This is a genomic window from Tropicimonas sp., assembly GCF_047971885.1.
Lineage (GTDB): Bacteria > Pseudomonadota > Alphaproteobacteria > Rhodobacterales > Rhodobacteraceae > Tropicimonas.
Genome location: NZ_JBKEAE010000011.1, coordinates 1 through 21,698 on the forward strand (window position 1 = coordinate 1; position 21,698 = coordinate 21,698).

The following is a 21,698-nucleotide window of genomic DNA, read 5'->3' on the forward strand; positions in this document are numbered from 1 at the left end:
GTGGCGGTATGGCAGGAAAGCAGGGTGTCCGGAACGCCTGCCGCCCGTTTCATCCCTGCGTAGTCGGCAGTTTCCGTGACTTCGACTTCGAAGCCCCGGCTGCGGGCCTGATCGACCCACGCCCCGCAGCAGCCGCATCCGGGATCCTTGTGGACCTGAAGGATGGTATCGGCTCCGGCGGCCTGCGCCAGAACGGGCAGGCCGGCCGCGACGAGAAGGGCCGCGAAGGCCCGGATGGGGCGACGGTTCATTTCGGTTCGGTGCATGTTCGATGCTCCATGTCTGACGGTGCGCCAGACCTCTGGCGCGGATTCGCCGCCGGCGAGAGGCCGCGGCAAGGATGGAAATGTCAGGACCAGACGTGGCGCGGTGGCGGCCGGGGAACATCGGGCCGGGCGGCGGCGATGCCCCGGCGCGGCGGAACGGGTTCGTGAGGGGGCGTCGTGGCACAACAGGACGGGCGACCGAGCTCCGGCACGACCGCGATCAGACAGGCAGCGCAGGAATGATCCGGTGCCGGGCCGGCGGCAGGGCAACGATTATCGGTTCCGCCTGCGTGATACGCGGCAGCGGCTTGCATCTCCGCCCCCTCCGGAACGACCAGGTGGGTTGCGCCGAGCGAAAGGCCTCCGACAAGCAGGCAAAGACAGAATGCCAGCAAAACCCTCATATGCCGCGCGGCGCCCCTCAGCAGTTTGTCCGCCGGCACTATTGCGCTGCCGGCGGGCGGGTTCAATGGGATGAGGCAGGGGCATGTGCGCCACCGTGCCTAGTCTTCCCAGTAGACGGCTGTCAGATCGTTGGTCTGTGTCGGCGCATTTTCCCACAGGCCATGGATTTTTGCGTTCGCGACACCGGTTTTCGCCAGTTGGAACAGATAGGCGTTCACATAATCGTCAGCGATGATCTGCTGCGCCCGTTTCTGCAATTCGCTGCGCCGCGCACTGTCCGTCGTCTGATCAAGCTCTGTCATCAGCGCCCGGAAATCCGGATTGTCATACTGGAAATAGTAATCCGGCCGCGCGTAGATGTTGATATCGGCGGGTTCGGTGTGACTGACGATCGTCAGGTCGAAATCCTTGCCCTTGAACACCTGTTCCAGCCATTGCGCCCATTCGAGGTTGGAAATCTCGGTTTCGATGCCGGCATTGCGCAATTGCGCCGCCACGATTTCGCCGCCGCGACGGGCATAGGAGGGCGGTGGCAGGGCAAGGCGCAGCTTCAGGCCGGTCTGGCCCGCCTCCTCCAGCAGCGCCTTCGATCGTTCGGGGTCATAGGCCGACTGTCCGGTCAGATCGACGTAGTCGGGGTTGTGCGGCGCGAAATGGGTGCCGATGGGGGTGCCGTAGCCGAACATCGCCCCGTCGACGATTTCCTGCCGGTTGATCGCATGGGCGATTGCCGCGCGCACGCGGATATCGTCGAGCGGCGGCCGCTTGTTGTTCATCGCCAGAATCGTCTCGCCCTCGGTCGAACCGACGATGACGCGGAACATCGGGTTTGCAGCGAACTGCGCCAGCGTCTCGGGGGCGGGAAAATTGGGATATGCGTCGATTTCTCCGGCCATCATCGCCGCAAAGGCTGCATTCGGGTCGGCGATGAACCTGAAGGTGGCTTTGGCCAGCGCCGGCTCCTCGCCCCAGTAATCGTCGTTGCGGACAAGCTCGACCGAATCGCCCTGCGTCCATTTCGAGAAGACAAACGGCCCGGTGCCGACCGGACGGGTTGCGGCATCGGCAATGCTCTCGGGGGCGACGATCACAGCATCGCCCCAGGCCATCTTGAACGGAAACGCGCCGTCGGGCGCCCTGAGCGTGACGCGGACGGTCCGCGGGTCCACCGCCTCGACGCTTTCGATGCCGGCAAACAGCGCCTTCTGGGCATTGGTCGAATCGTCGGCACGGGCGCGGTCGAGGGTAAATTTCACGTCCTCTGCGTCCATCGCGGTTCCATCGTGGAACTTCACGCCGTCGTGCAGGTGGAAGGTGTAGACGGCGCCTCCCTCGGATGCCTCCCAGCTTGCCGCGAGGCCCGGAACGATCGAACCATCGGGCGCGAAGCGGGTCAGTCCCTCGAAGATATTGGTGGTGACCACCTCGTCGATGGCGGCGGCGGCGCCGCCGGTGGGGTCGAGATTCGGCGGCTCAAGCACCATTCCGATGGTGATGTCGTCCTGCGCGGCCAGCGCGGCCGTGCCCAGCAGCGCCAGCATGGTGCCGAATGCGAGGCGGTTGAACATGAAGCAACTCCCTGATGCGGTTTTCCGCAGACTACAGGGAAGGAGGCTGCATGTGCAGCAAAAATCCACCTGCCATCGCGGTCCCGGGCACTTGGTACCGGTGCTGCCCCGAGATGTCCGCCAGAAGCGGCCGACAGGCGAATGCACAAGCGGAGGACGCAATTGGTCGCAGGAGGCGTCAACAGCCGGAATCGGCCGTTTCGCCCCGTCCAGAGCCGTGTTCAGGGCAAATCCGGCGCAAAATATTCAAATTACGGCATCCTTGGGCGCGGCACCGGGGCCTGTGGCACCATGTCGGCGTGAATTCGCTTCGTTCCGGCGCGTACATTTTTGGCGAAACCGGTCGGATTTCCGACTCTGGCAAACCGTCCGAAATTGGTCGGCGGGTATGCCCGGGTGGTATTGCAAGCCCGACCGCAAAGCGACGACCGATGACTGACGAACTTATTCCCGCATGGGTCGATGGGGCCCTGCAACCTGTCGAGAAGCTGCAGGTCCACCGTCTGGGCCTGCGGCACAAGGCGGTATCGGTCTTTCTGATGGATGGCGAAAACCTGCTGCTGCAACGCCGGGCCTGGTCGAAATACCATTCGCCGGGGTTGTGGGCGAATACCTGTTGCACCCATCCCCGCTGGGGCGAAGCGGCCTCGGATTGCGCAGTGCGGCGGCTGAGCCAGGAACTGGGCATTACCGGGGTATTCCCGGCACATCGCGACCGGGTGGAATATCGGGCCGATGTAGGCAGCGGCATGATCGAGCACGAGGTGGTCGATATCTTCGTCGCCATGGTCGAGCGGAAAATGAAGGTCACCCCGAACCCGGACGAGGTGGCGCAGGTCGAATGGGTCGGCCTTTACGACGTGGCGGCGGAGATCGCGCGCCGGCCGCACCGGTTCACCGCCTGGCTGCGGATCTATCTTCAGGAACATCGCGAGCGGATCTTCGGCGCACTGCTGCAATGGTAGCCGTATCGCACCGGAAGGCCGCTACGGCAGGATGAAGCGGAAGCGCGTGATCTGCTCCCACGCCTGTCCCGGATCGAGCCTGGCCGACGGGAAATCGGGGTTGTTCGGCGCATCCGGCCAGAGCTGGGTTTCGATCGCCACCCCCGCGCGCGGGCCGTAGCTGCGCCCGCCGAGCCCGGGAACTCCCTGTCGGGGCAGATGGCGCCCGTCGTATATCTGAACGCCCGGTTCGGTGGTTGCCATCTCCATTCCCACCCCGTCGGGCGAGGTCAGGCTTACCGCATGCGCCAGCGCACCGCGCCGGCGGGCAAGGCAGAAATTGTGATCGAGCGTGTCGCCCTCGGAAAGCACCCGCGCGGTGCGAAAATCGAACGGCGTGCCGTCGACGGCCAGAATCTCGCCGGTCACCATCGCGTCGGCGTCGGTCGGCAGATAGGCGTCTGCGTCGATCTTCAATTCGTGGAGGTGAAAGGTCGGGTCGGGCGACAGGTTCCAGTAGCTGTGGTTGGTCAGGTTCACCAGCGTCGGCGCATCGGTCCCGGCGCGCAGGGTCAGGGTCATGGCGGCGGCGTCGGAAAGCGCGAATTCGGCCTCGACCCGGCGGTTGCCGGGAAAGCCGCCCTCACCGTCGGCTGCGGTGGTCGACAGCAGCAGAAAGGTTGGTGTCATCTTCTCGACCGTCCAGACCTTTCGGCCGAGACCTGCCTTGCCGCCATGCAGCGCGTGGCCGCCGGCGCCGTTGGGCTCGAATGTCAGCGTCTGGCCATCCAGCCCGGCGGTGGCGCCGGAAATCCGGTTGGCGACCGGTCCGGCGATGGAGCCGAAATGCAGCAGCGGTCCGCCCGGCTCGTAATCGGCGACGCGCGGGCTGCCGAGGGTCAGGGAACGATCGAGCCCGTGAAGCCGCAGGTCCTGAAGCGTTGCGCCAAACGTCAGGATGCTGGCGCGGAGCACGCCGTTGTCGAGCGTGATGCGTTCCACCGGCAGGCCGGTGGCGGTGGTGCCGAAGTTCTCGCGGCTCATGGCCGATCCTTTCAGTTCGTTCCTGCGTCCTTTGCCGGCAACGCACCCTACATCGCCACGCGATGCTCCGCCCTGCCGGTGCCTGCCCCGTCGACGGCAAAGGTCATGCCGCTTTGCGGGGCAGCGGCAAGCTCGGCGTCCGACAACCCCTCGGAGGCGGTTGTGCAGAACAGGGTGGTCAGATCCTCGCCGCCGAATGCCGGGCAGGTCGTCTTGAGCGCCGGAAACGCGATTTCGCGCAGGAACGCACCATCGCGACCGTAGGCGGCGACACGCCCCCTGCCCCATTGCGCGTTCCACAGGGCTCCCGCCGCATCCATGACCGCGCCGTCCGGGCTCCAATCGTCCTGCCGCATGTCGATAAATATCTCGGAGTCTCCCACCGGCCAACCGGTGGCGTCGTCGAGCCGGATCCTGCGGATCGCGCGTTCGCGCGAATCGGCGTAGCAGCCGAAGACGCCTTCGGGATCGAAGCAGATCGCGTTGGGCACTGTCAGGCCGGGAACGATCTTGCGCAACTCGCCCCGGTAATAGCGATAGATCGCACCCGCGCCGGGTTCGGATTTGAAGCCCATGGTTCCGATCCAGAACCCGCCCCACGGATCGGCGCGCCCGTCGTTCGAGCGTGTCGTCGGGTTTTCCGCGTCGAGGAAGGTGACATGCTCGGCCAGCCCCGCCCCCAGGTCGAAGGTGAAAAGCTCGCGCGACGAGGCCACCAGCAGCCTTGCGCCGTCGATCCAGCCGGCGGCGGTGACCGGATCGTCGAAATTCCACTGACGCGTCTTGCCGTTCTCCTGCGTCAGCAGGCGCCGGCCGGGGATGTCGAACCAGAAAAGCTGATTGCGGACCGGATGCCACAGCGGCCCCTCGCCAAGCTCGCAGCGGGTGGTGTCGAAAACGCTCATGAGATTGCCCTGTCGAAAGCTTCAACGATGTATCTGGCGCGGGCAAGGATCTCGCCCGCGTCCATGCCGGGCGCATAAAGCGCGCCGCCGATACCGAATCCGTCGGCGCCCGCGTCGATCCAGTCGGCGAAATTATCGGGCACGGCGCCGCCGACGGCAAAGACCTCGCAGACCTGTGGCAGAACCGCCCTCAGTGCCCGCAGACCCTCCGGCCCGATCAGCGAGCCGGGAAACAGCTTCAGTCCGTCGGCGCCCGCTTCCAGCGCGACGAATGCCTCGGTCGGGGTGAAGACGCCCGGCCACGAGGCCATGTCGAGCGCCTTGGTGGCGCGGATCACCTCGGGCACGCAATTGGGCGAGACGATCAGCGCCCCGCCGGCTTCGGCGACATCCTCGACCTGCTGGACGGTGAGCACCGTTCCCGCGCCGATCAGCGCCCGGTCGCCGGCCGACGCGACCATCTCCCGGATGCTGTCGAGCGGATCGGGTGAATTGAGCGGCACCTCGATGCGGTCGATCCCGGCGTCGATCAGCGCATGTGCCGCGGCGGCGGCCTCGGACGGTGTGATGCCACGCAGGATAGCGATCAGGTTTCGGCTCATGAATTGTACTCCGCAGAAAGCGCCCGCGCGGCGGCCAGCCCCTTCAGGACCATGCCATCCCCATCGGCGATGGTCGCCGTGACACCGAGTCCCGACAGCGCGGATGCGTAGAGTTTCGACAGACCGCGCGCGCCGACGATGGCAAGGTCCTGTCCCAGCCAGTAGGGCCGGGCCGAGGCAAGTTCCGCCCCGATCAGCAGGCCCGAAAGCCGGGCCCGCGCCGTGCCGGGCGCCAGCCCGTCGAGCAACCCCTCGGCGCGCAGCGAAAAGAGCTTCGCCGCAAGCCGTTCGGGGCGCGAAACGGTATCGGAAACCGCCTCGGAGAAGGCCGTCTCGTTCCAGTCTTCCGTGATGACCGAGTGGCGCAGGACCGTATGCCGCGAAATGGCGGCGAAAAGGTCACCGGTCATGCAGGTCTGGAAGCTGACGACCTCGCCGGCGCTGATATGCACCCATTTGGTGTGGGTACCGGGCAGGCAGATCACCCCGTCAAAGGCCGGGTTGAGCGACAGGAAGCCCGCGACCTGTGTTTCCTCGCCGCGCATCACATCGGCAGGGCGATGCTGGCAAAGCCCGCCGACAATGCGGAAGCCAAGCCGCGGGCTCAGCGTGGGCGCCCGGATCAGGGCCGGGTCGAGCGGGCGGCACGGGACCGGGCGATAGGCGGCCTCGGCCCAGCCCTGCCGCGCACCGACCATGCCGCAGGCGATGACATCCAGCGGTTCTTCATCATCCCCGACCTGCGGGATGATCAGTTCGAGAAAGGCCGTCTCGAACGCGCCGGGCGCCAGCGTGCCCATGCCCCGGTCCGACTGCACCTGCCAGAGCAGGCTGCCGCCCTCACCGATGCCCCATGCCCGCAGGGTCGAGGTGCCCCAGTCGACGGCGATCCACTCCACCGCCCCACTCATCCGGTTGTCACCACGCCGCCGTCGAGGACCAGCGCCTGCGCCGTCATCGCCGCCGAGGCTTCGGAGGCCAGAAACAGCACCCCGCCCACCATGTCGGCTGGTCGCAACGTCTTTTTCAGGCATTGCCGGTCCAGATGGGCCGCCATGCTGGCCGGTGTCAGCCAGTTTTCCAGTTGCCGGGCAGTCACCACCATGCCCGGCAGAACGGCGTTCACCCGAATGCCGTCCGGCCCGAATTCGCGCGCCAGCGTCCGCGTCAGCCCGGTAATTCCGGCGTTCGAGGTGATGTAGGGCGCATAGCCCTGATCGGCCATCATGTAACTGATCGACGACATGTTGATGATTGCGCCACCGCCCGTCTCGCGCATCGACGGGATCACCGCCTGCGCGGCAAAGAAATAGGGCTTGAGGTTAACCGCGATGGAGCCGTCCCAGAATTCCTCGCTGATGTCGAGCGTCGCGTGGCGCTGGTCGTTGGCGGCGTTGTTGACAAGAGCGCGGACCGGACCGTGCGCTGCGGCAGCTTTTGCGATGGCGGCGCGCAGCCGCTCGATATCGGTGATGTCGCAGGGGATGAACAGCGGCCGGCTACCGGTGGTTTTCTCCATCTCGTCGCAAAAGGCGCCGGCGTCCGATCGCTGGACGAATGCGACCCTCGCACCCTGTTGCAGGAACCCTTCGGTCAGCGCCGCGCCGATGCCCGAACCGCCACCGGTAATGAACACGGATGCGCCCGCCAGGTCGGGAAAGATCGGATGGCCGTTCATGTGCGGCTCCTTTCGGAAAGCGTTCGGGATTCACCTTGGGCGAGAAAACTCCCTGGAGCGGGCGGGCGCAACACCTTCCGGCATCGCCGGAGCCCGGTGCCGCGCGCCGCCGCTTCGGATTCTGCGCCGCAACATTGACGCACAGGTCGCCGCCCCCTTCGGGCTGTGTTTCCGTCCACAATCTTATCCACAGATTGTCGCCGCAGATCGCCAGCGAAATCCTCCGAAACGATTGGGATGCCCGCCTGCCCATCCCGGGCAAACAACATGATCATGTGGCTGCAACACATTAAGTATATGGAACTTAATATATCTGCGGACCGATTTCTACCGTAGCGTAATCCGGCCCGGGTCACCGGGTTTACGGCGCCAACAAGCAGGCGGCTCCCGGGCAATCACGAACCGGAAAGTTATGCACAGGTGTTGCCACGGGCGCCACGCATCCGCGGCAATGCCTGTGCAGCATGCGCGGCAGATCGTCGCCTTGCGCAGCCGGGTATCGGAAATTGCCGGCGGCAAAGGCGCGATTCCCGGTCTGACCGCGCATTCGCGGATTGCCACGGAAACGGGCTCCGCCGGGGCGCGGGCGAAAAACGCGGCGAAGCGCCCCGCCGCCCGCGTGCGCATTGCCTTGCCCTCCGGGTGGGCGCGGGGGTAGGTGGGAGGCAGGAATTTCCAGAGGCCCGACAATGCCGAACCCGTTGCACGACGCCCTGTTTGCACCCCGTATCGATCAGGAAACGGCTTTTCTCGTCATGGACGATGCCGACGACCTGACCCACGGCGCCTTTCTGCGCATGGCGGCCCGGTTCGCGCATGTGTTGCGCGACATGGGACTGGAGCCGGGCGACCGGCTTGCGGTGCAGGTCGACAAGTCGCCCGAGGCACTGGCGGTCTATGCCGCCTGCGTGATGGCCGGTGTCGTCTTCCTGCCGCTCAACACCGGGTATACGCCGCGCGAGGTCGAGTATTTCATCCGCGATTCCGGGGCAAAGATGGTGCTGGGCCGCGCCGGTGCGCGCGAGGCACTGCTGCGCGACTGCCAGCGGCTGGGGGTGCGGTTCGAGACGCTCGAGGCCGACGGCTCGGGCAGTTTTCCCGAGACGGCGACCTTCGCGCGGCACCATTTCGAGCCGGTCGGTCGCGCACCGGACGATCTGGCGGCTCTTCTCTACACGTCGGGCACCACCGGGCTGTCCAAGGGCGCGATGCTGACCCATCGCAACCTTCTGTCGAACGCCGGGGTACTGGCGGAATTCTGGCGTTTCACCCGCGACGACGTGCTGATCCATGCGCTGCCGATCTTCCATACCCATGGGCTTTTCGTGGCGACCAACATCATGCTTCTGTCCGGCGGGCCGATGATCTTCCTGCCCCGGTTCCGCCCCGCCGAGGTACGCGCGCTGCTGCCGGGCGCAACTGCCCTGATGGGGGTGCCGACCTTCTATACCCGCCTGCTCGACGATCCGGAATTCTCGCGCGGGGATTGCCGCAACATGCGGCTTTTCATTTCCGGATCGGCGCCGCTTCTGCCCGAGACCTTCAGGACATTCGAGGCACGCACCGGCCACCGCATCGTCGAGCGTTACGGGCTGACCGAAACCAGCATGAATACCTCGAACCCCGTCGAGGGCGAGCGGCGGCCGGGAACGGTGGGCGTTCCGCTGCCCGGGGTCGATCTGAAGATCACCGATCCCGACAGCGGCGCTGCCCTGCCCGAGGGCGAGGTCGGCATGATCGAGGTGCGCGGCCCCAATGTGTTCGCCGGGTACTGGCAGATGCCCGACAAGACGGCCGAGGAACTGCGCCCCGACGGGTTCTTCATTACCGGCGATCTGGGCGTGCAGGCAGGGGACGGCTACGTCACCATTGTCGGGCGCGGCAAGGATCTGATCATCTCGGGCGGGTTCAACATCTACCCCCGCGATGTCGAGCAGGTGCTGGACGCACAGCCCGGCGTGCTGGAAAGCGCGGTGATCGGCGCGCCGCATCCGGACATGGGCGAGGGCGTGGTCGCGGTGCTGGTGCCCGAGCCGGGCGCGATGCTCGACGTGGCGACCATCGAGGCGGAAATCAGCGGCCCTCTGGCCCGTTTCAAGCAGCCGCGCCACTATGTCGTCATCGACGAACTGCCGCGTAATTCGATGGGCAAGGTGCAGAAAAAGGCGCTGCGCGATCTTTATGCGGGCGTCTTCGCCGATGTCTCCTGACCCCGCCGCGTACCGCAGGAGGGCCGGTTGAGGCCGCTCGGCGAACGATACCCGTCTATTCCCTATCTCGCGGAGCGGGCAAGGCGGCGGATGCCGTTCTTCGCATGGGAATACCTTGCCAGCGGCACAGGGAGCGAAAGGCTGGTCGCGCGCAACCGTGCGGCGCTCGACGCGGTGGAACTGGTTCCGCGCGTGCTGAAGGGGCGTTTTACCCCCGATCTTTCGACCGAGCTTTTCGGCCGCCGCTATTCGGTTCCCTTCGGGGCGGCGCCGGTCGGGCTTTCGGGGCTGATGTGGCCGGGAAGCGAGCGCATGATCGCCCGCACCGCCGCGAAGCGGGCGATGCCCTATTGCCTGTCGACGGTGGCCAACGAATCGCCCGAGGCGATCGGGCCGCTGTGCGGCGGCAACGGCTGGTTCCAGCTTTATACACCGATCGACCCGGATATCCGCGCCGATCTGCTGAAACGCGCCCATGACAGCGGCTTCGGCACGCTGGTCGTTACCGTCGACGTTCCGGTGGGCAGTCGCCGCGAGCGGCAACTGGTGGCCGGCGTCTCGGTGCCGCCACGCTTCGGCCCGCTGACGCTCTATCGTGCCGCGATACGGCCGCGCTGGTCGTTCGAGACGCTTGTCCACGGGCTGCCGCAGTTCCGGACGCTGGCGAAATACGTGGAGTCCGGCACGTTCGCCGGTGCGGCGCGCCATGTCGGCAAGGTAATCGACGGCCGCCCGGACTGGGACATGCTGGATGCGATGCGCAACGCCTGGCCGGGCCATTTCGTCATCAAGGGTATCCTCGCGCCCGAGGATGCGCGCCGGGCGGTCAGGATGGGCGCCGACGGGATCGTCGTTTCGAACCACGGCGGGCGGCAGTTCGACGCTGCCCCCGCCGCGATCGACGCCTTGCCGCAGGTCGCGCGCGAGGTGGGCGGCAGGCTCAGGGTACTGTTCGACAGCGGTATCGAAGGCGGGCTGGACATCCTGCGCGCCCTGTCGCGCGGGGCGGATTTCTGCCTGCTGGGGCGCGCCTTTCTCTATGCGACCGCCGCTGTCGGCAAGCGCGGACCCGATCTTGCCTATGACATCCTGCGCACCGATCTGGAAACCAACATGATCCAGTTCGGCGCCGGGAATTGCGACGCGATGCGCCCGCCGTGGCACCCCGCCGCAACCGCGCGCGCTGCCGCATCCCAGCGCGGCGACGCGGCCGGCCAGGTCTCGCCGAAAGGCTGAGGCCGCTGCGGTTTCTGTTCATTTTCCGCCGTATCTGGCATAGCCTCGGAGCGATGGTGCCGCCCTCCTGCGGTGCGCGTGGATACGGGAGCGAACGATGAGACACCTTGCCTTTGCGCTTGCCGGCTTTGCCGCCCTTGCAGCATGCGAGCCCCCCGCCCACGGCGGCACGGGTTCCACCCAGAGCGGCGAGCCACTGACCGGGGAAATCAACATCAGCGAGGCAACCAGCCTCAACGAGGTGATCATTCGCGGCGAGAACTGGTCCTGTACCGGGAAATACGACCGCTACATGGGGACCGACACTGCGCGCAACTTCCCGCTCGACTGTACGGACGAAACCTCGGGGGCGGCGACAATCACCGCCTATCCCGACAGTTTCCGCTCCATCGTCGCCTTCCGGCTTGCCAACGGAACGGCGGGCCGGGTGGGTTTCAACGGGATCAACTGAGCGGTACGCGCCGGCAGGTCGATTCCTGCCTCAGTATGTGCCCTCGTAGATCGCGCACAGCGATTCGTGATCGAACAGCGACGAAACCGAGGTGCCGTTCCAGATGTTGAGAATCGCCTGCGCGAGCATCGGCGCCGTCGGTACGATGCGAATGTTCTTGGCCTTGCGCACAGCGTCGGACGGTTCGATCGAATCGGTGATGACAAGCGATTTCATCGAGGATTTCGTGATCCGCTCGACCGCAGGGCCGCTCAGCACCCCGTGGGTGATGTAGGAGTGAACCTCCTTCGCCCCGGCTTCGAGCAGCACATCGGCGGCCTTGCACAGCGTTCCGGCGGTATCGCAGATGTCGTCGACGATGATGCAGGTCTGGCCCGTCACATCGCCGATCACCGTCATCTCGGCCACTTCACCGGCCTTTTCGCGGCGCTTGTCGACAATCGCCAGCGCGCAGCCGATCCGCTGGGCAAGCTCGCGCGCGCGCCCCACCCCGCCGACATCCGGCGAAACCACCGTTACCTTGTCGAGCTTCTTGAACTGGTGCCTGATATCGAGCGCAAAGATCGGCGCGGCATAGAGGTTGTCGACCGGAATGTCGAAAAATCCCTGGATCTGGGTTGCATGCAGATCCAGCGTCAGAACGCGGTCGATCCCCGAGACGGCGATCATGTTTGCCACCAGCTTGGCCGAGATCGGCGTGCGGGCCTTGGCGCGGCGATCCTGCCGGGCATAGCCGAAATAGGGGATCACGGCGGTGATCCGTGCCGCCGAAGACCGTCGCAGCGCATCCGACATGATGAGCAGTTCCATCAGGTTGTCGTTGGCCGGGTTCGATGTGGACTGGATGATGAACATGTCCTCGCCGCGGACATTTTCGAAAACTTCGACAAAAATTTCCTGATCGTTGAAACGTTCCACTCGGGCATCGACAAGACCGACTGACATGCCGCGGCTCATCGATACCCGGCGCGAGATTGCCTGGGCGAGGCGCCGGTTCGAATTGCCCGAAATCAGTTTCGGCTGGGTCTGGTGCGGGATCATGGGTTGGCTCCGGATGTACGGATTTGTGACAGGGGAGTAACGGTTGTTGCCCTAGCGCACAGCGCAGGTTTTGGAAACCTCCGCCATGCGCCGAAGGGATGCCGCGCCGGCGGGGTGTTGCCGGCGGGCTTTCGCCGGCCACCATTGCCAATCGGGCGCGGGCGGTTAGGCTGGCGCCGGGAAACGGAGGCCGCCATGGCGCATATCGACTATTTCTTCTCGACCCTTTCGCCCTTTACCTACCTTGCCGGCGACCGCCTCGAGGCGCTTGCGGAGCGCCACGGCGCGACAATCGGCTACAGACCCTTCGACATCATGGCGGTTTTCGCGCGCACCGGAACGCCCCCGCCCGGCGAGCGGCATCCCTCGCGGCAGGAATACCGGCTTCAGGAGCTCAGGCGCGGCGCGCTCAAGGCCGGGTTGCCGATCAATCTGCGCCCGGCGCATTTCCCAACCAATGCCGCGCCGTCCTCCTATGCGATCATCGCGGCGCAGGCATCGGGCGGAAACGTCGGCCCGCTGGTGCGCAATTTCCTGCGCGCCGTCTGGGCCGAGGACAGGGACATCGCCGCGGACGACGTTGTACGCGCCTGCCTTGCCGATGCGGGCTTCGACCCGAGCCTTGCCGATTCCGGGCTGCTGACCGGGGCCGAGGCCTATGCCGCAAACACCGAGGAGGCGCTGAACCGGGGTGTCTTCGGCGCGCCCTTCTATATAACCGATACCGACGAGCGGTTCTGGGGACAGGACAGGATCGCCGATCTCGACGCGCATCTCGCCGGCAGGCTCTGAACGGACAGGCGGATTCAGACCGCCGCGCGGAAACCCAGCTCGTCATAGGCCCTGTCGTAGGCGGCGATCAGTTTCCGGTCGACCGTCAGGTTCAGGGCATGGATGGTGTCGCATTTGCTTTCGTCGGCGAAGTCGACCATGACGATATTGGGCAGGAACGCCTTCATCCGCCGCTGGTAGGTGCCGCCGAACTGTTCCCTGTACGCCATCGCCTTGATCCGGTCGCGGGCAAGCTGGGTTCTGATCGCGGCTTCGAGCCCGCAATTCCACAACTCCTGCATGCGCCGTACGTTGCTGTCTTTCCACATGTAACTGTCGCGGTGCCTGATGCTTGCGGTCAGCCCGGTGCTGGTCCAGTACATCATGCCCAGAACGTTGGCGGCATCGTCTGTGGCGCATTGCGCCATCTGCAACATGATCTTGCGCTGCTTGTCGATATTGTCCCGCACCTTGTACTTGTAGGCCTTGTCGGGAAGCGAGGTGCCGCCCTTGCCGATGTATTGCAGGCCACACCAGGCGGGGTCATAGGGCTTGGGCTGGCCGTCGTCGCCCTTGAGGCTGCGAAAGCCCAGAATGCCGTCTTCGGGTCTGGCGCCGGCAATCTGTCCCAGCCCCTTTTCGCCGTCGGGGAACACGCAGACGACCTTTCCCGAAAGCTCGTCGAGCGTCACCTTGCCGAACTCGTTGCCACGGCCCGAAGTGAAGATTCTCCGGCCCAGGATCGAGGTGCAGTAATCCGCGATCAACTGATAGTTCTCGCATTTATCGAACTTGAAGATCAGGAACTCTCCGCTGTCGCGGACAAAGGCCCGGGCCTGTTTCAGCATGTCCGACAGCTTCAGCCCGAAGGTGCCGAGCGCCATGAAGCGGCGAAGCCTGACATCGTCGTAATCTTCGCCGGTATGGGTGCTGGTCGCGTCGATTTTTTTCGCCCTGCCCGTGCTGCCGTGATAGCCGACGAGCGATCCGCCACCCGGGCCTGTCCGACCGATGATACGCAGGTCGAAAAGGCGCACGCCGCATCTTGCCTGCTCGCCGATGGTCTTGTTCTGGGTGCGGGAGTTCCACTTGCCGCCGGTGATCGAGGCGTCGTGGCTGCCGGCGAAGACGATGCTGGAAATGCGCCGGTCTCCCCCAAGGTCCATGTATCTGATCGGCATCGCAGCCTCCTGACAGTCGGTGGAATCTCCATCCTTCCGGCTGGAGCCGCTCCGCTGCGGATTCGCGTATGCACTCCCGACACGAAATGCCCGGATCTGGCCAGCGGCATGGTTTGAACTGAAAACAGCACTAATATACAGAAAGTGTAGCAATTCATCCCTGATCGGACAACAATAATTGGTCGGCGTTGTCGCCGCCCGTATTCCGCGAATATTCAAAAACGCTCAACATCTTCCGCTCCTACCGGCCACGCGATGGCGGGTCGGCAGGCGGGCATCCGGGCGTCGGGGCGCCACTGAGCGACAGGTCGGCGAATCCGACCCGTCCTGTGCGCGTCCATTGCGCACCGGCCAAATCATCGCACGCCGTGTTATGCTTCGGATGTAGCCTGTCGATTCCCTCATGCTGCACCACAAACATCCCTCCGCGCTGGCGCTATCCGCAGCCGGCAGGATCTGTAACAGGAGAGTTGGTGTGATCGATCCGAAAACAAGGTACACTTCTCGTGTCATGCTCGCGGCAGCGGGAGCATTGCTTGCAACAGCGGTATTCGCTCAGGATGCTCCGGCGGACGGAACCGTGCTTCCGCTGCCGCCCGCCGAATTCAAGGGCACGATCGGGAAGACGTTCGAGGATTCGAGGCAGGATTACCCCCAGCCGGTTGCTCCGCCAGCCGGCGCGCCCAACGTGGTGGTGATCCTGATCGACGATCTCGGATTCGGCCAACCCGGCACATTCGGCGGGCCGGTTCCGACGCCTGCGATGGACAGGCTCGCCGAGGAGGGTCTGCGCTATACCCGGATGCACACGACGGCAATCTGCTCGCCGACCCGGGCGGCGCTGCTGACCGGGCGCAACCATCACGAGGTCGGCTTCGGTACGATCACCGAGCTTTCGACCGGCTTTCCGGGCTATAACAGCCTGTGGCCCCGCAGTACCGCCAGTATCGCCGAGATGCTCAAGGACAACGGATATTCGACTGCGGGCTTTGGCAAATGGCACAATACGCCGGATTGGGAGACATCGCCGATCGGCCCGTTCGACCATTGGCCGACGAATCTCGGTTTCGAGTACTGGTATGGCTTCCACGGCGGCGAGACGAGCCAGTGGGAGCCGCAGCTTTTTCGGGGCACCACCCCGGTTGAGCCGGGCAAGCGCCCCGAGGACGGCTATAACCTGAACGTCGATCTGGCCGATGACGCGATAGACTGGATCAACCGCCAGCAGTCGATTTCGCCGGACAAGCCGTTTTTCGTGTATTTCGCAACCGGCGCGACGCATGCGCCCCTGCATGCACCCAGGAACTGGATCGACAGATTCAGCGGCCAGTTCGACCAGGGTTGGGACAAGGTGCGCGAGGAAACCCTCGACCGGCAGAAAAAGCTTGGCCTGGTTCCCGGGAATACGGTGCTGACCCCGCGGCCGAAGGAAATCGACAGCTGGGATACGCTCGACGCCGATGCCAGACGGCTCTTTGCCCGCCATCAGGAGGTGTTTGCGGGCTTTCTCGCCCAGACCGATCACGAGGTCGGGCGGCTGATCGACGCGATCCATGCCCTTCCCGACAGCGACAACACGCTGATCTTCCTCATCGCGGGCGACAATGGCCCCAGCCCCGAGGGCAGCCCGACCGGAACGCTCAACAACATCATGACCCAGAACGGCATTCCGGACACGGTCGAGGGGCAATTACCCAGCATCGACGAGATCGGAGGGCCCGAGCACGAGAACCACTATCCGGTCGGCTGGGCCTGGGCCGGTTCTTCGCCCTTCCAGTGGATGAAGCGCGTCCCGTCGCATTTTGGCGGAACCCGCAATGGCATGATCGTTTCCTGGCCGGCGAATATTTCCGACAACGGCGGCATCCGCACCCAGTTCCACCACGTCGTCGATATCGCACCGACGATTCTGGCAGCGGCCGGTCTGAAGGAGCCGAAAGTGGTAAACGGCACCGGGCAGACACCGATCGAGGGTGTCAGCATGAACTATACCTTTGCCGACGCGAATGCGCCGGGCACCCGCCATACGCAGTATTTCGAGACCGGCGGCCATCGCGCCATCTATCACGACGGCTGGGTCGCTGCCTCGTTCCATGGCGTCCCGTGGCTGCTGACCGGATCGGTCGGCTTCGACAACAATCCATGGACCCTCTACAATATCGAGGAGGATTTCTCGCAATCCAGGGATCTGGCTGCCGAGAATCCGGAGAAACTTGAGGAATTGAAGAAGCTTTTCGACGAGGAGGCGGCGCGCAATCAGGTTTTCCCGCTGGATGACCGTTTTGCCGAGCGGGCGCGCAACCCCGAGCGGCCGTCCTTCATCCGCGGCAAGACCAGCTTCTCGTATTCCTCGGGGACGGTACGTATCCCCGAGGGCAACGCCCCGCCGATCTATCAGGCCTCGCATGTGATCACAGCCGAGATCGAGGTTCCCGAGGGCGGCGCGGAAGGGGTCATCGTCGCCGAGGGCGGCGCATCGGGCGGGTATTCGCTGTTTCTTGAAAAGGGCGTGCCGGTCTACGAATACAACTTCTTCGGCCAGGAAACCTATCGCGTCGCCGGCAACGAGGCTCTGGCGCCGGGCAGGCATACCATCGTGCTCGATTACCGGCAGAGTCCTTTCGAGGCAGGCAAGGACGTGACAGGCGGCCCGGCGACGCTCAGCGTGGATGGTGCCGAAGTTGCGACGGGCGACATCGGCAAGGTCGTGCCGGTGCGCTTCTCGGCCACCGAGAAACTGGACATCGGCACCGACCTTGGCGCGACGGTGTCGAAATCCTACCGCGATCGGGCGCCCTTTGCCTTCACCGGCACCATCGGGAAGGTCAGCTTCGACATGAAATGATCCCGGGCGTTAAACACCTCCGGCAATACGGGGGAGTTTGCGGTCCCCGGATACCGTCTCCGCTTCACCGCCGTCAGATGCGGCACCTGTTGGGGGCCGGACCGCACGAGACCGCGCCGTGGCCGGGCAGCGCTCGCCGGGCAATTTGCATTCGACCTGGCGGACAGGTGCGGTCCGGCCATGAATGGCCGGCCTCCGGATCAGGCGCCGCGGGCGTATATCTCGCGAATCTGGTCGGCGTATTCCGCGACCACCCGTTCGCGGCGCAACTTCAGGGTCGGGGTCAGCAGCCGGCGTTCGATGGTCCATTCGTCGAGCGTGGCGTGATAGGCGCGGATCTGCTGATAGGCCGGGAAGCCCGCGAGGTGCCGCCTGATCCGCGGCAGGATGATCTTTTCGGCCGCAGGCGTGTTCGGCCGTTCGGGGTTCAGGTCGTGCGCGCCGGCAAGGTCGTTCCACTCGTCGCGGTTCAGCACCGCCAGCAGCGCCAGAAACGGCCGGCCATCGCCGACGGTGCAGACCTGATCGAACAGCGGGTCGGCCTCGAGCCCCTCCTCGATCGGTACGGGATTGACGTTCTCGCCGTTCGACATGACGAGAATGTGCTTGAGCCTGCCGGCGATGGTCACGCGCCCGCCGTCCAGCCGCCCGAGATCGCCTGTCCTCAGCCAGCCATCGGGCGTGAAGGCGCCGACGGTCGCGTCCTCGCGGTGCCAGTAGCCCGACATGACGCCGGGAGAGCGCACCTGCAATTCATCATCCTCGCCCAGCCGGGTCTCGATTCCCGGTAGCGGAAAGCCCACCGTACCGGGCACGTATTCGGGGCAGGTCGAGGCGGTGACGACCGGTCCGGCTTCGGTCAGCCCGTAACCCTCGACCATGGGAATACCGAGACCGATCAGCGCCTGACCGATCTCGGCGGGAAAGTTGGCCCCGCCCGAGACCGCCACCCGCAGCCTGCCGCCGAAGGCGGCGCGCACGCGGCGCGCGACGGTGGCCGCGAGAAGCGGCCATATCAGCCGGTCGAGAAAGCGCGGTGCCGGGGCAAGCCCGGCGCGCGCGGCAAAACGCTCCCACCCGATGCGCGCCGTCATGTCGAACAGGCGGAGCCGGAGCGGCCGGGCCGAGGCCGCGTGGCGGGCCGAATTGTAGATCGATTCGTAGAGGCGCGGCACCCCCATGATCGCGGTCGGCCGGATCGCGGTCAGATCCTGCCGCAGCCGCAAAAGCGATTGCGCATAGGCGACCGTCGCACCGCCCATGACCGCCAGCACATAGCCCATGGTGCGTTCGAAGGCGTGGGCCAGCGGCAGAACCGACAGGAACACATCGCCGGGAAGCGACGGAAACACCCGCGCCACACCGGCCGCATCCTCGAGGATCGCGCGATGGGTCAGTATGGCGCCCTTCGGATCGCCGGTCGTCCCCGAGGTGTAGATGAGCGCGGCGGGCAGGTCGGGCATATCGAGAGCAGCGGTTTCGATCCCCGCCGCATTCGCCAGCGCTTCTTCGAGCGGTCGGACCCGGTCATCGCCGGTATCGCCGGTTTCCTGAATCCACACCCTGTCGATGAACGAGGTATCGCTGAGCGCGCCCGCGATCGCCTGCCACCGCGCCAGGGTATCGACAAGGATCACGCGGGGCCGGGCATCGGCGATCAGGAACGCGGTGTTCGACAGCGCGTCGTTGGTATAAAGCGGTACGACCGGCAGGCCGAGCTTGCCCGCCCCCATGTCGAAACTCACCCAGTCGATGCAGTTCTGCAACAGCAGCGCCACCCGGTCGCCCACCGCAAGCCCCTCGCCGGAAAGGGCTGCGGCAAACCGATCCGCCCGCACCAGCGCCCCGTTCCAGGTGACCGATGTCCATTCCCGGGCGGTCCTGTCGTACTGGCGGAACGCCTCGGCCCCGCCGCTGCGACGGGCGCGTTCACGCAGAAGGCCGTAGAGCGTGCCGGCCTCCTGCACCGCGATCAGATCGGGCTGTTTCATGGGTCCTCCCGTTCAAGGTCGCGGCCGGCATCTCGCCCGCAGACGAACCATACTCCGCCCGTCCGGACAATGACCACCGGTCAAGGGTAACGGCATAGCTTTGTGCGGAAAACGCATAGCGGGATTGATCAGACTCGGAATTGTCGCCGGCGCCAACGCGACTATGTTCCCAAGTGAAAAGAGAGAGCGCTAACAACCTTTCCGAACAAGCGCTCAGAGGCCGGTCCGGCCGGACGCCGGACAAACACGAAAGACGAATGACATGACCTACGTTTCCGATGCCCCCCGCGCTCAGGCCGCCGTTTCCGCCAACTGGTTCGCCAATGCCGCCGAAAGCGTCAGGCTGGCCGTCAGGCGCCAGCGCGCCTATCGCCGGACACTGGCCGAGCTTTCGGCCCTGACCGACCGCGAGCTGGCCGACCTGAACATCTCGCGCCACTCGGTGCGCGACATCGCCCGCGAGGCGGCGCGCGCCGTCTGACGCGCAGCACCCGCACGGATCGAATTCCGGAAGGTCCTTCTCCTCCCTGATCTTCCGCGACATGACGGCGGCGCTACCTCCTCCCGGCGCCGCCGTCAACTTTTTCAGCGGATGCGCAAGCCCGTCGGGCTGTTCATGCCGGATCAGAGATCGCCTTCGATAAGGTAGTCTTCCCAGTCCTCTTCGGCGACATCCCATTCCGACAGCGTCTGGCCGCGAACCGACATGCCGGCGTCGTGCACTGTCCGGCGGCTGCCCGAAATCAGGTAGTGCCAGTTTTCGAGCGGCTTTCCCTCGGCCAGCAGGCGATAGGCGCAGCTTCTGGGCATCCAGTAGGCATTGGTGGCGATATTGCCGGGATCGAGCGTCACGCAATCGGGCACGAACTGATGGCGGATGTCGTAATGCGTACAGCGGCAGGTTTCGTCGTCGAGCAGCCGGCAGGCAATACGGGTATAGGCGACCTCGCGCGTATCCTCGTCTTCCAGCTTGTTCAGACAGCACTTGCCGCAACCATCGCACAGCGCCTCCCATTCGGCCGTGGTCATCCGGTCGAGCGGCACACTCTCCCAGAACCGGGGGCGTATCGCGTCGCGATCCGGCGTCTCCCGGAGTCTTCCGCCCGGTTTGCAGCTTCTGTCCATGGCCTGATTCCGGTTCATGAATTGTGTCGGTACCGCTTGGGGCCGCCAGCGGGGGCCTGTCAATCCGGCTCGGCGACCGGCCGGTACGGATCGGGCGTTGCCACGAGGATGCGCCGCGCCGCGGCGCTGTCCTCCTTCATCTGGGCGATCAATGCCTCGACACCGGCGAACCTGCGCTCCGGGCGCAGGTATTCGACCAGCCCGACCGACAGATGCTCGCCATAGAGATCGCCGTCGAAGTCGAAGATGTGGGTTTCGATATTGGGCTGGTTTTCTCCGAACATCGGGCGCACACCGACGGATGCGACACCATGGTAATGGCCGGCATACCGGCCGGTCACCACCTCGACCAGCACGGCATAGACCCCGTAGCGCGGCTGATGGATCGCTGAAATGTCCATGTTCGCGGTGGGAAAGCCCAGCTTGCGGCCGCGCTTTTCACCATGGATCACCGGCCCCTCGATCCGCTGCCAGTGCCCGAGCATGGCCGCGGCCTTGCGCGGCTCACCATCGCTCAGTGCCTTGCGGATCGCCGTCGATGAGACCCGCTCCGGACCGCGTTCCAGCCCGAGGAGCCGGGCAACCTCGACCGCAAAGCCGAACTGCGCACCAGCGGCGGTCAGGGTTGACACATCCCCGGTACGGCCCTTGCCATAGCGGAAGTCGGCACCGACGCTGACACCGCGCACGCCAAGCCCGTCCACCAGGACGCTTTGACAGAACTCCGTATCGGTCAGGCCGTAGAGCGGCTTGTCGAAGGGAAGCTGATAGAGGATATCGACCCCGACCCTTTCGAGCCGGTGCGCGCGCGCCTCGGCGTTCATCAGCCGGAAGGGCGGCTCGCCGGCGCGGAAAACCTCGCGCGGGTGCGGCTCGAAGGTCAGAACGGCCAGCGGCGCACCCAGCCGGCCGGCGGCGGCCCGCGTCATTTCCAGCACCCGCTGGTGGCCACGGTGCACGCCATCGAAATTGCCGATCGCCGCAAAGGCGCCGCGATCAGCTTCGGTAACCTGCAAAAGGGACGTGATCCGCTTCATGCGCCTCCCCTAGCTTCGGCGACGGGAGAGCGCAAGAAGGGCCGGCGAGGGGATAATCCGGGCAGGTCGCGTCCGCTGCCCGGATCGCCCGGCTTGATATTGCGGCGCGGCGCGCGTATGTGCATCCCCTGAACCATCAGCACGAAAAATCAGGCGGATCCATGACCAATCCTCTTCAGTTCATGCAGCAGGTACGTACCGAGGTTGGCAAGGTTGTCTGGCCGACGCGGCGCGAGGTGCTGACGACGACGTTCATGGTCATGGTGATAGCGACTCTGGCCGCCGTCTTCTTCTTTCTCGTCGATCTGATCATCCGCACCGGTCTTACGGAACTGCTGCGCGCTCTGGGCTGAACCCCGCCGCCGATTGGGCCTTGAATCCGGGGGCGGGCGAGGCTA

General features: G+C 65.3%; 19 protein-coding genes and 1 pseudogene. 8 read left to right on the forward strand and 12 right to left on the reverse strand.

The features are described 5' to 3' along the window. A pseudogene (locus tag ACK5IR_RS01090) lies at window positions 1–266 on the reverse strand (CopG family transcriptional regulator); the annotation flags it as partial. Window positions 267–769: 503 nt separating this feature from the next. Then, entirely contained in the window at window positions 770–2,239 is a 1,470-nt protein-coding gene (locus tag ACK5IR_RS01095; protein WP_416925042.1) for an ABC transporter substrate-binding protein, read from the reverse strand. Between the two features lie 431 nt (window positions 2,240–2,670). Here ACK5IR_RS01095 and idi point away from each other — a divergent pair, with 431 nt between their 5' ends. Beyond that, entirely contained in the window at window positions 2,671–3,204 is a 534-nt protein-coding gene (gene idi, locus ACK5IR_RS01100; protein ID WP_416925044.1) for an isopentenyl-diphosphate Delta-isomerase, read from the forward strand. Window positions 3,205–3,225: 21 nt separating this feature from the next. On the opposite strand, the gene ACK5IR_RS01105 is transcribed toward idi, so the two are convergent. From ACK5IR_RS01105 to ACK5IR_RS01125, 5 genes are read right to left on the reverse strand one after another with little or no spacing between them, the layout of a single operon-like run. Beyond that, complete coding sequence (locus ACK5IR_RS01105) at window positions 3,226–4,227, reverse strand: aldose epimerase family protein (protein ID WP_416925046.1); 1,002 nt, start codon at window positions 4,225–4,227, stop codon at window positions 3,226–3,228. A gap of 47 nt (window positions 4,228–4,274) precedes the next feature. Beyond that, window positions 4,275–5,132, reverse strand: coding sequence for an SMP-30/gluconolactonase/LRE family protein (locus tag ACK5IR_RS01110; protein ID WP_416925048.1), 858 nt, complete (start codon window positions 5,130–5,132; stop codon window positions 4,275–4,277). Further along, on the reverse strand, window positions 5,129–5,734 hold the full coding sequence (locus ACK5IR_RS01115; protein WP_416925050.1) for a 2-dehydro-3-deoxy-6-phosphogalactonate aldolase: 606 nt from the start codon (window positions 5,732–5,734) through the stop codon (window positions 5,129–5,131). Before ACK5IR_RS01115 ends, ACK5IR_RS01110 begins: the two co-directional genes overlap by 4 nt. Beyond that, a complete protein-coding gene (locus ACK5IR_RS01120) occupies window positions 5,731–6,645 on the reverse strand; it encodes a 2-dehydro-3-deoxygalactonokinase (RefSeq protein ID WP_416925052.1) in 915 nt (304 codons plus the stop codon). Before ACK5IR_RS01120 ends, ACK5IR_RS01115 begins: the two co-directional genes overlap by 4 nt. Next, window positions 6,642–7,412 (reverse strand): SDR family NAD(P)-dependent oxidoreductase, encoded by a 771-nt coding sequence (locus ACK5IR_RS01125; protein WP_416925054.1) that lies wholly within the window; start codon window positions 7,410–7,412, stop codon window positions 6,642–6,644. The genes ACK5IR_RS01120 and ACK5IR_RS01125 overlap by 4 nt, the downstream gene beginning before the upstream one ends. Before the next feature lie 689 nt (window positions 7,413–8,101). Here ACK5IR_RS01125 and ACK5IR_RS01130 point away from each other — a divergent pair. The 3 genes from ACK5IR_RS01130 (at window position 8,102) to ACK5IR_RS01140 (ending at window position 11,309) form a co-directional block, all read left to right on the forward strand. Continuing rightward, window positions 8,102–9,622: a malonate--CoA ligase gene (locus ACK5IR_RS01130; protein ID WP_416925056.1), complete on the forward strand. Its 1,521-nt coding sequence runs from the start codon at window positions 8,102–8,104 to the stop codon at window positions 9,620–9,622. 27 nt (window positions 9,623–9,649) lie between these two features. Then, window positions 9,650–10,858: an alpha-hydroxy acid oxidase gene (locus ACK5IR_RS01135; protein ID WP_416925058.1), complete on the forward strand. Its 1,209-nt coding sequence runs from the start codon at window positions 9,650–9,652 to the stop codon at window positions 10,856–10,858. Between the two features lie 97 nt (window positions 10,859–10,955). Next, window positions 10,956–11,309 (forward strand): hypothetical protein, encoded by a 354-nt coding sequence (locus ACK5IR_RS01140; protein ID WP_416925060.1) that lies wholly within the window; start codon window positions 10,956–10,958, stop codon window positions 11,307–11,309. 30 nt (window positions 11,310–11,339) lie between these two features. Here ACK5IR_RS01140 and ACK5IR_RS01145 read toward each other — a convergent pair whose 3' ends face one another. Continuing rightward, entirely contained in the window at window positions 11,340–12,347 is a 1,008-nt protein-coding gene (locus ACK5IR_RS01145; RefSeq protein WP_416925098.1) for a ribose-phosphate pyrophosphokinase, read from the reverse strand. A 198-nt stretch (window positions 12,348–12,545) separates the two neighbouring features. Between ACK5IR_RS01145 and ACK5IR_RS01150 the strand changes: the two genes are divergently transcribed. Further along, the gene (locus tag ACK5IR_RS01150; protein WP_416925062.1) at window positions 12,546–13,142 is read left to right on the forward strand and encodes a 2-hydroxychromene-2-carboxylate isomerase; all 597 of its coding nucleotides are present in this window, start codon (window positions 12,546–12,548) and stop codon (window positions 13,140–13,142) included. Between the two features lie 14 nt (window positions 13,143–13,156). Here the strand turns inward: ACK5IR_RS01150 and ACK5IR_RS01155 are convergent, their stop codons facing one another. Next, window positions 13,157–14,302, reverse strand: coding sequence for a hypothetical protein (locus ACK5IR_RS01155; protein WP_416925064.1), 1,146 nt, complete (start codon window positions 14,300–14,302; stop codon window positions 13,157–13,159). 580 nt (window positions 14,303–14,882) lie between these two features. Between ACK5IR_RS01155 and ACK5IR_RS01160 the strand changes: the two genes are divergently transcribed. Further along, complete coding sequence (locus tag ACK5IR_RS01160) at window positions 14,883–17,147, forward strand: arylsulfatase (protein ID WP_416925066.1); 2,265 nt, start codon at window positions 14,883–14,885, stop codon at window positions 17,145–17,147. A gap of 200 nt (window positions 17,148–17,347) precedes the next feature. Here ACK5IR_RS01160 and ACK5IR_RS01165 read toward each other — a convergent pair whose 3' ends face one another. Beyond that, window positions 17,348–19,138: an AMP-dependent synthetase/ligase gene (locus tag ACK5IR_RS01165; protein WP_416925068.1), complete on the reverse strand. Its 1,791-nt coding sequence runs from the start codon at window positions 19,136–19,138 to the stop codon at window positions 17,348–17,350. A 262-nt stretch (window positions 19,139–19,400) separates the two neighbouring features. On the opposite strand from ACK5IR_RS01165, the gene ACK5IR_RS01170 reads away from it, so the two are divergent. Beyond that, entirely contained in the window at window positions 19,401–19,619 is a 219-nt protein-coding gene (locus tag ACK5IR_RS01170; RefSeq protein ID WP_416925070.1) for a DUF1127 domain-containing protein, read from the forward strand. Between the two features lie 143 nt (window positions 19,620–19,762). Here ACK5IR_RS01170 and ACK5IR_RS01175 read toward each other — a convergent pair whose 3' ends face one another. Both ACK5IR_RS01175 and ACK5IR_RS01180 read right to left on the reverse strand, forming a co-directional pair. Then, a complete protein-coding gene (locus tag ACK5IR_RS01175) occupies window positions 19,763–20,263 on the reverse strand; it encodes a YcgN family cysteine cluster protein (RefSeq protein WP_416925072.1) in 501 nt (166 codons plus the stop codon). Between the two features lie 59 nt (window positions 20,264–20,322). Then, window positions 20,323–21,300: a bifunctional riboflavin kinase/FAD synthetase gene (locus ACK5IR_RS01180; protein ID WP_416925074.1), complete on the reverse strand. Its 978-nt coding sequence runs from the start codon at window positions 21,298–21,300 to the stop codon at window positions 20,323–20,325. A gap of 161 nt (window positions 21,301–21,461) precedes the next feature. Here ACK5IR_RS01180 and secE point away from each other — a divergent pair, with 161 nt between their 5' ends. Beyond that, window positions 21,462–21,653 (forward strand): preprotein translocase subunit SecE, encoded by a 192-nt coding sequence (gene secE, locus ACK5IR_RS01185; protein WP_416925076.1) that lies wholly within the window; start codon window positions 21,462–21,464, stop codon window positions 21,651–21,653. Window positions 21,654–21,698 lie beyond the last annotated feature (45 nt).